Here is a 13,393-nt window from a genome sequence, read left to right as displayed (position 1 = left end):
AAAGGCAGCTTTGCCTTTTTTCTATATAGGGAGAAATAGCAATGGATGAACAATTAAGATTTGATTATCAGCAAGAAATAGAACGGTTACAATCGATTTTTGGTTTCGACTTTGTCGCTCTGGCACTTGTTGAGTCAGCGGAAATGCGTTTCGTCCAGAAATGGAAATACGTAACAGGCAATCGTAGCAACCGATATAAACGTATCACTTTGCAAACTGGAAAAGGCGTTGCAGGGCATGTTTTTAAATCAGGAAAACCATTTTTTGTTCACGATAGAGACCTGGAACTTGATTCAATGGATCTGTTTAACTATCCAATTATTATTGCAGAAGACTTAAAAAGTTTTGGAGCGATACCTCTTTATAAATATAATCGCGTCCATGGTGTGTTACTAGTAGCTTATCGAGAGGGAAAAAGGATGACTGCAGAAGAATTTTCAGGCTTTATAAATCATGTCGGCCTGAGATTCGGTCCGTATTATAATAAGGAGATGGTAAAACAGTGATGCAAATCGGGAGTTTTCAGTTGACAGACTTGTTAATGAAAATGTACGACAATTCAGCTGAGGCCATCTTCTTTTTTGACTCAGCTGGAAAAGTAATTGCTATGAATAGTGCAGCGGAACTTATTATAGGTGCGGAAGTACTGAATGGAATGATTGCGGGAGATGTAAAAGCAATTTGCATGTCTTGTAAAGGGTATACAAGTGAATCGGAACTTCAGACATGCCTATCCTGCTATTTGGTAAGTCCACAAAAAGATTTCAGCTCATTTCAAGTTTACCTGGACACGCAAGGCAAAGGAATAACTCCGTACACGGCAAGTTATCAGACCATCGATGAAGAAAATGGAATTCGTGTCTTCATGTTGAGAGATTTGACGAAGCAGTACAAGACACAAGAAACACTTAACCAGAAAACCATGATGAAAAATGTCATTAAAGCACAAGAAGATGAACGCAAGAGGTTGTCGAGGGAATTACATGATAGCGTAGCACAGGAAATGTTAAGTTCCCTTGTTGACTTGCGTGTGTTGAAGTACATGAATGTCGATTCTGAAGTACTCAAAAAGATTCAACAAGCGGAAGGCTCATTGATGCGTTTACTGGATGATATTCGTCACTTGTCTGTTGAGTTACGACCAGCTACTTTAGATGACCTTGGCCTCGAAGCTGCTTTTAGGACACATTTTAAATGGATTGAGAAAAATTATGGATTAATCGTTCATTTTACTGCTGAACTTGAAGCTAAAAGATATGAAGGTGAAATTGAGACAGTTGTCTATCGGATTTGCCAGGAGTCCATTCTCAATGCGCTTAAGTATGCAGAAACGGATGAAGTTTACGTTCGGTTGTTTGAACGTTCAGGAAACCTTGAATTGAGTGTGTATGACAAGGGTGCAGGATTTGATAAAAATAAAATCAATCCAATTGGTACGGGTCTTGGCCTTTATGGAATGAGAGAACGAGCAGAACTGGTGAATGGCCAGTTCGTTATTCAATCGAGTATTGGTAAAGGTACTTCTGTACGATTGGAAATCCCACTTAGAGCGTCTGAGGAAGGGGAGGATAACAAATGAAAATAATTATTGCGGATGACCACGCCGTCGTTCGTAGTGGATTTATGCATATCCTGAATTTCCAAAGTGATATGGAAGTCGTTGCCACTGCCGCAGATGGTCTAGAAGCATATGCTTTAGTCGCAAAGTACCGACCAGATGTATTGCTGTTGGATTTAAGCATGCCTCCCGGAGAGAGCGGTCTAATTGCTACCGGTAAAATTAATGAAGATTTTCCAGAAACAAAAATTCTTATTTTGACAATGCATGATGATGAAGAATATTTATTTCATGTGTTAAAAAATGGAGCATCGGGCTATGTTCTAAAAAATGCGCCCGATGGTGAATTACTTGCCGCAATACGTACAGTTCACGCCGGTGATACGTATATTCATCCTGCTATGACCACTTCACTTGTCCGTGAGTTTGTTAAAAAGGGCACGGAAGTGGTAGAAGATGATCCTTTCAAGATCTTAACAAAACGCGAAATTGAAGTTCTTCCGCTTGCGGCAAAAGGGTTTGGAAACAAAGAAATTGCAGAGAAACTATATATTTCTGTTAAGACTGTCGAAGCGCACAAAGCTAGGATTATGGAAAAACTGCAGTTGAAAAGCAGGCCTGAACTCGTTGAATATGCGTTACGTAAAAAACTATTAAACTTTTAGCAGAAAGGTGTGTTTCAAATGGCTGAGGCACAAAAGTTCAAGTTCGACTTACCAGCTTTACGTGTGCTTGAAAATGAACATCGCTATTTAGAGTATTTAATGAGTGGCTGGCATACAATTGTTCTGGCTTTTGAACGGGATATCTATACTGTCATAGAAGGCCATGAAGCACTGAAGTCACTTCGGAAACTCATCGTTGATTTCATTGAACCGTTAAAGAATCATACAGACAAAGAAGAAGAATTTTTGTTCCCAATGCTTGCCCAATACGTCGGTTCAGAACAGGGACCAGTCAATGCAACGGAGGAAGAACATGGTGAAATTGATGCCTACATCGGTCATTTTCTTCATCACACACGCGGTGATGTAAACCACTTTACGCTGGAGGAAATGAAGAAGGTAGTTCAAGACGCCGCAGAAGCATTTGAGGTTATCACTGTTCATTTTGTGAAAGAAGAATCTGTACTATTTTTAATGGTTAATAATATCCTCACTATCAAAGAGCAGGATAAACTCTATGAACAATTATATACTCCGATTCTTTAAGCATATATAACGTAGATAGCGCGTCTATTGATTAACCATTATCTTGCATAAAGAACAGGTAAGAAAGGCTTGAAAAACACCATTTTCACTGGATCATTTCCGGTCCGATTTAGGAGAACTATTCATGACATCTTTACCGAGAGACAAATGTGGCTAGAAATGACTTCGTCATCCCTAGCCACATATTTTTCGGTAATCCTGTTACGACTAGTTGCCTATCGCGTTCCTATAACGTTCAAGTAAAAAATACAGCTATTTTAGAAAAAAAGAATAGATAACTTTTTATAAAGGTTGTAAGTGCCCGAAGATACAATTTCGGGCACTCTAGTACTTTGCACAATGTATTCCTTGCTTACTTGTAGTAAAGAGTATGTATCTTCTCATGCGATGAACTATAAGAGAGTGACTCTTCCTTAACTAAAAAAGACAAGACTATGGAGAAGGCTTCAGCCGCCAAAATTGTACTTTGGCGGCTACTATCGAGATAAGAAGCCCGCTATTCTTTCTTCCCGAAAAGATTTAGCACTTTGTGGACTTATTCATTTGGAGAGCGATGGATGAATAAGCACCATACGATTACCGAAAAAAGTGTGTAGAAATATTTCGATAATCGTTTAGAGGTCGTTCAATCCAAAGTAATCCAAAAGTGACTGTACACGAAGTGCCTAGTGTTGGCTTAAGTTATTTACTGGTTGTCTTTGGATGATCAACATATGTATGTAAATTGCTAGATGTAGGGAAAACCCTTATAGGTTATCGGGGTCTACCTACTATTTTACACTGAACTAATTCAATTATAATTAAAGCAGGGAATCAATGTCGGTTTCATTCAAAATACAATGATGGGATTGATTTGAATGAATAAAAAATTACAACTTCCATTACAGACGGCGAACTTAGTAGTCGGTTTTATGGTATGGGTACTCATATCCTCACTATTGCCATTCATCCGGGAAGATATTGCTATTCCTGCCGAAAAACTTGCGATTGTAACTGCTGTTCCGGTCGTTTTGGGATCTATCCTTAGAATTCCACTTGGCTATTATGCAAATATATTTGGCGCAAGAATTATCTTTTTTGTGAGTTTCATATTACTCCTGTTTCCGGTATTTTACATAAGTGCTGCTTCAACGTTCGCGGATTTGATCGTTGGCGGTACGTTCCTCGGAATCGGGGGGGCTGTATTCTCAGTGGGTGTAACATCGCTACCTAAGTATTACCCGAAAGAGAAGCATGGTCTCGTCAATGGTATTTACGGTATGGGGAATATGGGTACTGCAATTTCAACGTTTGCTGCACCGGTAATTGCCACGCAAGTCGGTTGGTCAATGACCGTCAAATTCTATCTCGTACTGTTGCTTATCTTCGCGGCCTTGAATTTCATATTTGGTGACAAGCAAGAAGTGAAAGTGAAAACACCGATACTTGAGCAAATTAAAGGCGTTTATAAAAATGAAAAACTGTGGTTCTTCTCATTATTTTATTTCATTACATTCGGTTCATTTGTTGCATTTACAATATTTTTACCGAACTTTTTGGTCACGTACTTCGAACTGGAAAAAGTGGATGCAGGAATGCGGACTGCGGGTTTCATTGCAGTGGCAACATTCCTGCGCCCGGTCGGAGGATGGCTTGCTGACAAATTCCAACCGTTGTTCTTATTGATGGGTGTCTTTGCGGGACTTACATTTGCGGCTATTATTCTCGCGTTTTCACCTACTATTGCATTATATACAGCGGGAAGTATGTTAATTGCTGTTGCAGCAGGAATAGGTAATGGTGTAATCTTCAAACTCGTTCCGTTTTACTTCAACAAACAAGCTGGTATTGCTAATGGGATTGTATCGATGATGGGGGGGCTTGGAGGATTCTTCCCACCTTTACTACTATCGATTATTCATTCGATGACAGGTTCCTATTCAATCGGTTTCATGGCATTCTCTCAAGTTGCACTTGCGAGCTTGGTCCTTGTCATTTGGCTTTATTATATGGATCGACTTAGCATGTCTGCAGAAGTCTTCAATTCAACGGGTCAAGGGATTCTTGTAACAGATGCTTCGGGAACAATTCAGTCTGTGAATCCTGCTTTTACAAGGCTGACAGGATATACCGAAGAAGAAGTGATTGGAAGTAATCCGAATATGTACAGTTCAGGTAGACACTCGAAAGAATTCTACACGTCTATGTGGAGTCAAATTGGTCAAGATGGATTATGGCAAGGTGAAATATGGAATAAACGCAAAAATGGCGAAGAATACCTTGAACTGCTGTCAATTAGCGCGGTGAAGGATGGTTCCGGAGATGTAACTCGTTACGTCGGCACATTCAGTGATATAACGCCGCGAGGCTAAGAGGGCATCCGGTCGTAAAGACCGGTAGCCCTCGCTTCAATTTATAGGAGGAGTGGACATTGGAAAATCGCTATACAAGGCAAACGCTGTTCAAACCAATTGGGAAACATGGGCAGGACAAGTTAAGTTCTTCCCACGTTGTTGTCATTGGGTGTGGAGCTTTAGGTTCAGCTGTTTCAGAGACACTTGTCCGTGGTGGAGTGCGAAAACTGACGATTGCAGATCGAGATTATGTAGAACCTTCTAACTTGCAAAGACAACAGCTGTTTACCGAGAAAGATGCACGGGACGGCATACCGAAAGTGGTTGCTGCTGAAGCTCGTTTGAAAATGATTCGGGAAGACATTGAAATCGTAACCGTGCTTGATCATGTAGATGGATCCATTATGGAACAAATTATTGATGACGCTGATTTAATCATGGATGCGACGGATAACTTTGAAACGCGTCTGTTGATAAATGATATTGCATGGAAAAAAGGTATTCCCTGGATTTATGGTGCGTGTGTAGGCAGTTCAGGTACAGTTTTTCCATTCATTCCAGGCGAGTCAGCTTGTTTCCGCTGTTTGCTACCGGTTTTACCGTCGGTTAATGAAACGTGTGATACGTCAGGAATTATTGCGCCTGCTGTTCAAATTACGGCGGCACATCAAAGTGCAGAAGCGCTGAAATGGTTAACGGGGAATAAAGATGCAATGCGCAAGAAGCTATTCCATTTTGATGTATGGAACAATACACATATAGAAGCAGGGATTTCCCGTATGCGAAACGAAGTATGTGAGACATGCGGAAATACACCGACCTTCCCGGCGCTGCATCGAGCAGAAGATACCGGATACGCAGTGTTATGCGGTAGGGATACAGTGCAAATCATTCCGAATGCAAACCGCACATTGACGATTGAGGATGGGGAAACAGTCGCTAAAAGGCTGGGGTCACCCTATAAAGTGACACCATTTTTTGTGGAATTTAATGCAGATAGTTATCGCTGTATTCTATTTGGCAATGGTCGTTTGTTAATTCATGGATTAAAGGATATAAAGATAGGACGTAAATTGTACCATCAATTTTTTGGATGAAAGGGAGGAATCAGATTGTCACATTTGAATGAATCGGACAAAGAGAAGAAACTCACTTTTTGCGTACTGACGACGAGTGACACGCGTAATGTCTCGAATGATCGCAGTGGCTGGACAATTCGGCAAAAGCTTGAATCGGCGGGTCATCATGTATTTGAAACATGGCTTTGTCAGGATGACGCGATGGAAATTGAATCGATTGTCGAAGAATGGCTGCGGAATCCAAACGTTCATGGCATTATTTCTACAGGTGGGACTGGCATTGGTTTTCGTGATGTTACTATTGAAACTGTGTCGACCTATTTCACAAAAACGATTGATGGATTCGGCGAGTTATTCCGTTACCTTAGCTATACAGAAGATGTAGGTTCAAAGGCGCTATTAAGCAGGGCTGCGGCAGGCGTGGTAAAAGAGAAGGTGTTTTTCGCACTTCCCGGATCCGTTAAAGCAGTGGAACTTGCAATGGACAAGCTAATTTTGCCTGAAATTCACCATATTGTGCATGAACTTACCAAACATCTAGAGGACTAACTTAATTCCGTAATTACTTATTTTAAATAAAAACCTAACGCTAACGAAATTTCTATATCGATTATTAGTTTCCATGGATGAGTTCCGTTGATTGTAACGGAAGGCGTCCGCCTGGAGTGTAAATCAACCTTGTAAGGATTTCAATACAAAATCCACTATTATAAAATTGGTTCTACTGACCAAAAAACTCACCTGAAGTGAGCCGTGGAAGAGAATTAGAATTGTCTTTCGTAATCGCCGTTTTTTCCACCTGTTTTACGTAATAGCATTGTTGGTCCAATAACCATTTCTTTGCCGGCCGCTTTGCACATGTCGTAAATAGTGAGTGCAGCAGCGGAGGCAGCAGTAAGTGCTTCCATCTCAACACCGGTCACACCTTTTGTCTTCACTTCCGCTTCAATCAATACTTCATAATGAGCAGATGATTTATCTATATTCCATTCGAAATGGATGTTAACACCTGTCAGTGGGATCGGATGACACATAGGAATTATGGATGATGTACTTTTTGCTGCCATGATTGCCGCGACCTGAGCGACCGCGAATACATCGCCTTTCTTATTGGTACCTTCTGTGATTTGTGAATGAATTGTTTCATTAACAATGATGGACGATTTTGCGATAGCTGTTCGAGTGGTTTCTGCTTTGTCGGAAACATCGACCATTTTTGCACGGCCTTGTTCGTTGAAATGTGTGAGCTCTGACAATGGAGTCATTCCTTTCGTACATATCTAATACATTCAGTATAGCAGAAGGAGGAGAATCTACATGGTAGAAATGAGAAAGCCTATCTTAGTATCTGAGGCTGTTCGACTCGTCATGGAACATAGCTATCTAGGTGGAACTGATACGATTCCACTTGAACATACATACGGAAGAATACTTGCGGAACCGATTATCGCAAAGCATGATGTCCCATCATTCGACAGATCGCCATACGATGGATTCGCTGTCCGTGCAAAGGACACAGAGGGTGCTTCTGGAGATAATCGTATACAGTTCACTGTGATTGGTGAAATTGGTGCGGGCCATGTAGCGACTAGTGGAATAGGTCCAAGAGAAGCATACAGAATCATGACGGGTGCCCCGATACCGGATAATGCCAATGCGGTTGTCATGCTCGAACAGACGACAGAAGGAAAAGATCGTTTTACATTGCGTAAACCGTTTAGCGAAGGGGAAAATATATCCTTTAAGGGTGAAGACGCAAAGGAGGGGGAACTCCTTGTTGAATCGGGAGCATTTATCCATCCCGGTACAATCGCGTTATTAGCGACATTTGGTTATGCAACAGTCAAAGTTGCGAAACGACCAATTGTTGGCATTCTTTCAACGGGAACGGAGTTGCTAGATGTGTCAGATGAACTTGTTCCTGGAAAAATACGGAACTCGAACGGACCGATGATAGCTGCCCAGTTAACTCGTATGGGATTAGGTTACAAATCATATGGCATGCAAGAAGACGATCTAGATGCATGCACAGAAGTCGTCAGAAAAGCTCTCATTGAAACAGATGTACTTATTACGACAGGCGGTGTTTCTGTTGGTGATTATGATCATTTACCCGCAATCTATGAACGGTTGGGAGCTAAGGTCCTATTTAACAAAGTTGCGATGCGTCCGGGAAGCGTAACGACGGTCGCCGTGCTTGGTAAAAAACTATTATTCGGTCTGTCGGGAAATCCATCTGCTTGTTTCACGGGTTTTGAATTATTCGCTAGACCCGCTATTCTTGCTATGCAAGGTGCAAACACACCGTATATGCCGCGCATGCAAGCGATATTAGGTGAAGATTTCGGAAAGCCAAACCCTTTTACCCGCTTCATTCGTGCATTCTGGGAAATGACATCGGAAGGTATTGTTGCAGTACCCGCAGGCTTTAATAAATCAAATGCAGTATCATCGATTGCCCGGGGAAATTGCCTTATCGCTCTTCCAAGCGGAACGCGCGGTTACACAGCAGGAACCCATGTTGATATTTTGCTGCTCGGTTCTGAGCAAGGCGTTAGTGAGTGGGTATTATGAAGACACTTCAAGTTGTCGGTTATAAAAATAGTGGCAAAACGACACTTACATCGAGATGGATTTGTTTATTGAAAAACAAAGGACTTTCAGTCGCTGTATTAAAGCATCATGGCCACGGTGGGCAGCCTGCTATGCCAAATCCATCGACGGATACGATGCAGTTTTTTGGTAGTGGGGCAGACGTTTCAGTTGTTGCAGGTGGGGGTGCGGTTCAAATCCTGTTGAATGAAGAGCCCGAATTTGCCGAGCTTAAGGTGCTGGCAGCAATCGGAAAACCGGATATTCTGCTCATTGAAGGGTATAAGAAAGAACAAGGGGAGAAAGTAGTCCTTCTTAGGGATGCCGGGGATTGGGAATCGTTAAGCGGATTGGATGGCATACAGCTAGTTATCGGATGTCCAGAAATTACAGCTGTTAGTTCGCATATTGAATCTGCGCAGAATGTTGAACAACTCGATTCGTGGCTACTTGACTGGATTGAAAAGGAGGATGGCAATGAAACCGTTTGAAATTGTTGAAACAGTGATTGAACCGCAAAAATATACTGATTATGTCCTTCATGCTGGAGCAGGAGCTGTCACTGTTTTCACAGGACATGTCCGGGAATGGACACACGGGGTCCGAACATTATATTTGGCATATGAAGCCTATGTACCAATGGCCGAAAAAAAACTGGCGGAAATCGGTGGAGAAATGGAAGCGAAATGGCCAGGCGTGAAAGTGGCGATTGCTCACCGGATTGGGGAAATGCATATCTCAGATATTGCGGTAGTCATTGCAGTTTCCTCCCCTCATCGGAAAGCAGCATATGAAGCGAATGAGTATGCAATTGAACGCATTAAGGAAATAGTCCCTATCTGGAAAAAGGAAATCTGGGAAGACGGCGAAGAATGGATTGGCGGTCAAAAAAAGTATCCTGAAAAGGGAGGCGAACAAAAGTGATTAAAGTGAACTATTTTGCAAGGCTGCGCGAATTGACCGGCAAGGCGGAAGAAACCATCGAACGGGAATCGATGACTGTCCGCGAGCTGCTGGACTGGGCGGAAATGATGTATCCGGGTTTTGGGAAAGATACAGTGCATGTTGCAGTGAATGAAGAATATGCCTTAAAGGAGGATGTCATTCATTCGGGAGATATTTGTGCATTCATCCCACCTGTGAGCGGGGGATGAAGGAGACAGTAGGCATCGTTCTGGCGGGCGGATTGTCTCGGCGGTTCGGTTCTCCGAAAGCATTTGCTAAACTAAGAAATAAGTACTTTTATAAAATTGCAGTCGAAGCAATGTCGGCATCCTGTGACGAGATTGTTATTGTGACGCTACCTGAACTAATGGAACGATTTGGTAATGGTGAAAACCTGATGGCTGATAAAGTGGAATATGCTGGACTCGGTCCGCTTGCAGGGATTCTGTCTGCGATGGAATCCGTGGAAGCGAACCGCTATGTAGTATTACCGTGTGATATGCCATTTATAGATGATAAAGCTATATCGAAGTTGATAACGCTTCATAACGAATGTGTCACGGCTGTCATTTCGGATGGAAGATATCATCCTCTCGTGTCTATCTGGGATACGCAAATGAAAAATGCAGTGAAAGAAGCCTTGAAAAACAACCAACTGAGTGTAATGAAATTACTTTCTATTAGTAATACAGCGTGGGTTCAAGGAAGCGTTCTGACTGACGATGAAAAACGGATGTTCACGAACGTGAATACGCCGGAAACCCTGGAAAGGGGATGACGAAATGGAAACAGTTAAAGATAAGCTCGGACGTCCGATCCGGGATCTCCGAATCTCCGTAACGGATCGCTGTAACTTTAGATGTGCCTATTGCATGCCAAAAGAAGTTTTTGGTGATGATTATGTTTTTCTACCCAAGAACGAACTGCTTTCATTTGAAGAAATTGAACGGTTCGCGAAGCTATTTGCGTTACTTGGTGTGAAAAAACTCCGCTTGACGGGCGGCGAACCGCTTATGCGGCGCGATTTGCCAAAACTGGTTGAAAAACTGATGAAGATTGAAGGAATTGAAGATATAGGGTTGACGACGAATGGTGTACTGTTGAAACAATACGCACAACCCCTTTATGATGCAGGTCTGCGTCGTTTGAATATGAGCCTCGATGCACTTAATCCGGAAACATTCGGTAAATTAAATGGACGCGGAATTAAACCAGAACTGATACTAGCCAATATCGATCATGCACAAAAGATCGGCTTTGAAATCAAGGTGAACATGGTTGTTCAAAAAGGCGTAAATGAGGAAGAAATTCTACCAATGGCCGCTTATTTTAAAGAGCGTGATATTACGTTGCGGTTCATAGAATTTATGGATGTCGGTAATGATAATGGATGGAGCTTTGAAAAGGTTGTCACGAAAAAAGAAATTTACGAAATGATCAGTGCTGTTTATGATATCGAACCGGCGGAAGAAGACTATTACGGTGAAGTTGCAAAACGTTATCGTTACTTGGATAATGGAGCACAAGTCGGTTTTATCACGTCTGTATCAGAATCATTCTGTTCAACATGTACGCGGTCCAGACTGTCGTCGGACGGTAAACTGTATACGTGCCTGTTCGCATCAGAAGGGTTCGATCTGCGTGAATTAATTCGCAGTGGACTGACAGACGCAGAATTGTTGGAAGTCATTACAGGCGTGTGGCAAAACCGTGGAGACCGTTATTCAGATGAGCGAACTGAACAGACAGCGAAGAATCGGAAAAAGATTGGTATGAGCTATATAGGTGGGTGAGGCGTTGCTGCGGCGACGCTTTTTATTATGGAGAGAGACGGAGGGGATGCTGACTTTGTTTAGTTTTATGAGACTGTTGCTTAGTTTCACGGGAGTATTGCAAAGTTCATTTAAAACGTTTGGAACTTCAGTTGCAACGTCGCCTAGTTTGGGCAAGACGTTGTTAAGTTGTTCAAGTGTTGTGAAGTTTCGTGTAAACGTTGTTAAGTTCATTGGAAATGCTATGAACATGGACGGAAACGTTGTTAAGTTCATTTAAATCGTTGCTTACACTCTTTAATAAAAAAACGAATCGCCTTACATCTAAGGCGATCCGCTTTCGAAATATACGTTCGCTATTAACCTTCATCTTCCACGACGACTGAGCGTCCTTTGAGTTTCAGCAACATTGGAACAAGAAGCCATAATGCAGCTACTATGATGAAAACAAGCGATAGCGGCTTTGTGAAGAAAATGCTGAATTCACCGTTCGAAATGGTGAGTGCTCGCCTCATGTTGTTTTCAATCATTGGACCTAATACGAGTGCCAAAACTAATGGAGCTACTGGATAATCATTTTTTGATAGTAAATAACCCGCTACACCACAACCAAGCAACAAGTATAAATCGAAAGTCGTGTACTGTACGGCATAAACTCCGAAAAATGAAATGGCGATAATAATAGGCAATAAGTACTTCTTAGGCGTTTGAATGATTTTTGCAAACACACGAACGAGCGGCATGTTCAGTACTAACAGCATCAAGTTGCCGATAAACATACTTGCAATGAGCCCCCATGCGATATCCGGGTGTTCGTCAAAGAGAAGGGGCCCTGGCTGAATGTTATACATGATAAGTGCACCCATTAATATGGCTGTTGTACCGGAACCAGGGATTCCTAATGTAAGTAAAGGAATCATTGCGCCCCCTGAAGCAGCATTATTGGCAGATTCAGGACCCGCTACTCCGGCGATGTTCCCTTTTCCGAAGCTTTCGGGATTTTTACTGAACTTTTTCTCTGTTATATAGGAGAAGAAAGATGCGAGTGTTGCCCCGGCGCCTGGAAGTACCCCGATGAAAAATCCTAGTAGGGAACCGCGTACAATGGGAACTGCGCTGTCTTTCATATCTTGTTTTGTCGGGAGGATGCGATTGATTTTTGCAATGGCCCCGTCTTCTTCATCGCGTTCCAATACCGTCTTGAATACTTCACCAAGCGCAAACAATCCAACAGCAATTGTTAAAAATTCCAATCCGGAAAAAAGAATAGGCTGGTTGTATGTAAAGCGGGCAATTCCTGAAACTGCGTCAATGCCGATTGTTCCAAGCATAAGTCCGAAAACAGTCATCATCAATGCTTTCGTCATCGACTTTCCAGCAAGTCCACTTACAGCAGCCAAACCCAATAGCATTAAGGAAAAGTATTCTGCAGGGCCGAACTTGATTGCGACATTGGAAAGAGGTTGCGCTAATAAGACCAGACCGATTAGCGAAATGATTCCGGCGCAAAATGAGCCGATTGCCGAGATAGCCAAAGCTGCTCCGGCACGCCCTTGCCTAGCCATTTGATAACCGTCGAGCGTCGTGACGACAGACGAAGATTCACCAGGGGTGTTCAGTAAAATCGATGTTGTAGAACCTCCATACATTGCTCCATAATAGACTCCGGCAAGTAAAATGATTGAACTGGCAGCGGCTGCTTCTGTCGGCATTCCAGAAGTGATGGTTGCAGTAACGGGGATGAGAAGGGCAACACCGCTCATTGGACCGATGCCGGGTAACACGCCGACAGCCGTGCCGATTATGACCCCGACGAATGCAAATAATAGATTATGCCATTGAAAAGCAACACTGAAACCATCGGCTAAAAACTGTAAAGTGCTCATAGCTTAACTCCCTTCAC

The 13,393-nt window shown here is 42.5% G+C and carries 16 protein-coding genes; 14 read left to right on the top strand and 2 right to left on the bottom strand.

All coding sequences use genetic code 11. The features are described 5' to 3' along the window. Positions 1-41 precede the first annotated feature (41 nt). The 7 genes from ACGLYD_RS17345 to ACGLYD_RS17315 all read left to right on the top strand — a co-directional run bounded on the left by ACGLYD_RS17345 (position 42) and on the right by ACGLYD_RS17315 (position 6,730). Positions 42-506, top strand: coding sequence for a GAF domain-containing protein (locus tag ACGLYD_RS17345; RefSeq protein WP_340741024.1), 465 nt, complete (start codon positions 42-44; stop codon positions 504-506). Beyond that, the gene (locus ACGLYD_RS17340) at positions 506-1,579 is read left to right on the top strand and encodes an ATP-binding protein (RefSeq protein ID WP_340742549.1); all 1,074 of its coding nucleotides are present in this window, start codon (positions 506-508) and stop codon (positions 1,577-1,579) included. The genes ACGLYD_RS17345 and ACGLYD_RS17340 overlap by 1 nt, the downstream gene beginning before the upstream one ends. Next, on the top strand, positions 1,576-2,223 hold the full coding sequence (locus ACGLYD_RS17335) for a response regulator transcription factor (RefSeq protein WP_067213456.1): 648 nt from the start codon (positions 1,576-1,578) through the stop codon (positions 2,221-2,223). Before ACGLYD_RS17340 ends, ACGLYD_RS17335 begins: the two co-directional genes overlap by 4 nt. A gap of 18 nt (positions 2,224-2,241) precedes the next feature. Then, positions 2,242-2,769 carry a hemerythrin domain-containing protein gene (locus ACGLYD_RS17330; RefSeq protein WP_342539228.1) on the top strand — a complete coding sequence of 176 codons (528 nt, stop codon included), beginning with the start codon at positions 2,242-2,244 and terminating at the stop codon, positions 2,767-2,769. A gap of 857 nt (positions 2,770-3,626) precedes the next feature. Further along, positions 3,627-5,120 (top strand): nitrate/nitrite transporter, encoded by a 1,494-nt coding sequence (locus ACGLYD_RS17325; RefSeq protein ID WP_067213451.1) that lies wholly within the window; start codon positions 3,627-3,629, stop codon positions 5,118-5,120. Between the two features lie 59 nt (positions 5,121-5,179). Further along, positions 5,180-6,199: a ThiF family adenylyltransferase gene (locus ACGLYD_RS17320; protein ID WP_399629524.1), complete on the top strand. Its 1,020-nt coding sequence runs from the start codon at positions 5,180-5,182 to the stop codon at positions 6,197-6,199. A gap of 15 nt (positions 6,200-6,214) precedes the next feature. Further along, entirely contained in the window at positions 6,215-6,730 is a 516-nt protein-coding gene (locus ACGLYD_RS17315) for a molybdenum cofactor biosynthesis protein B (protein WP_231885732.1), read from the top strand. A gap of 215 nt (positions 6,731-6,945) precedes the next feature. On the opposite strand, the gene moaC is transcribed toward ACGLYD_RS17315, so the two are convergent. Continuing rightward, positions 6,946-7,437 (bottom strand): cyclic pyranopterin monophosphate synthase MoaC, encoded by a 492-nt coding sequence (moaC, locus tag ACGLYD_RS17310; protein WP_067213447.1) that lies wholly within the window; start codon positions 7,435-7,437, stop codon positions 6,946-6,948. Between the two features lie 61 nt (positions 7,438-7,498). Between moaC and glp the strand changes: the two genes are divergently transcribed. From glp to ACGLYD_RS17275, 7 genes are read left to right on the top strand one after another with little or no spacing between them, the layout of a single operon-like run. Next, complete coding sequence (glp, locus tag ACGLYD_RS17305; RefSeq protein ID WP_342539225.1) at positions 7,499-8,755, top strand: gephyrin-like molybdotransferase Glp; 1,257 nt, start codon at positions 7,499-7,501, stop codon at positions 8,753-8,755. Next, positions 8,752-9,264: a molybdopterin-guanine dinucleotide biosynthesis protein B gene (mobB, locus tag ACGLYD_RS17300; protein WP_067213441.1), complete on the top strand. Its 513-nt coding sequence runs from the start codon at positions 8,752-8,754 to the stop codon at positions 9,262-9,264. The genes glp and mobB overlap by 4 nt, the downstream gene beginning before the upstream one ends. Then, complete coding sequence (locus tag ACGLYD_RS17295) at positions 9,251-9,697, top strand: molybdenum cofactor biosynthesis protein MoaE (protein ID WP_187046079.1); 447 nt, start codon at positions 9,251-9,253, stop codon at positions 9,695-9,697. Before mobB ends, ACGLYD_RS17295 begins: the two co-directional genes overlap by 14 nt. After that, complete coding sequence (gene moaD, locus ACGLYD_RS17290) at positions 9,694-9,927, top strand: molybdopterin converting factor subunit 1 (protein WP_067213436.1); 234 nt, start codon at positions 9,694-9,696, stop codon at positions 9,925-9,927. Before ACGLYD_RS17295 ends, moaD begins: the two co-directional genes overlap by 4 nt. Next, the gene (locus ACGLYD_RS17285; protein ID WP_399629518.1) at positions 9,924-10,496 is read left to right on the top strand and encodes a molybdenum cofactor guanylyltransferase; all 573 of its coding nucleotides are present in this window, start codon (positions 9,924-9,926) and stop codon (positions 10,494-10,496) included. The genes moaD and ACGLYD_RS17285 overlap by 4 nt, the downstream gene beginning before the upstream one ends. Before the next feature lie 4 nt (positions 10,497-10,500). Beyond that, positions 10,501-11,511, top strand: coding sequence for a GTP 3',8-cyclase MoaA (gene moaA, locus ACGLYD_RS17280; protein WP_067213432.1), 1,011 nt, complete (start codon positions 10,501-10,503; stop codon positions 11,509-11,511). Between the two features lie 55 nt (positions 11,512-11,566). Further along, the gene (locus ACGLYD_RS17275) at positions 11,567-11,770 is read left to right on the top strand and encodes a hypothetical protein (RefSeq protein ID WP_067213430.1); all 204 of its coding nucleotides are present in this window, start codon (positions 11,567-11,569) and stop codon (positions 11,768-11,770) included. 79 nt (positions 11,771-11,849) lie between these two features. Here the strand turns inward: ACGLYD_RS17275 and ACGLYD_RS17270 are convergent, their stop codons facing one another. Beyond that, a complete protein-coding gene (locus ACGLYD_RS17270) occupies positions 11,850-13,376 on the bottom strand; it encodes a tripartite tricarboxylate transporter permease (protein ID WP_067213428.1) in 1,527 nt (508 codons plus the stop codon). Positions 13,377-13,393: the final 17 nt, after the last annotated feature.

Origin of the sequence: Sporosarcina sp. SG10008, assembly GCF_044569405.1 — a bacterium.
Classification (GTDB): domain Bacteria; phylum Bacillota; class Bacilli; order Bacillales_A; family Planococcaceae; genus Sporosarcina; species Sporosarcina psychrophila.
Note: the sequence above shows the minus strand (reverse complement) of the source record. Positions and strands in the feature narration are given on the sequence as shown.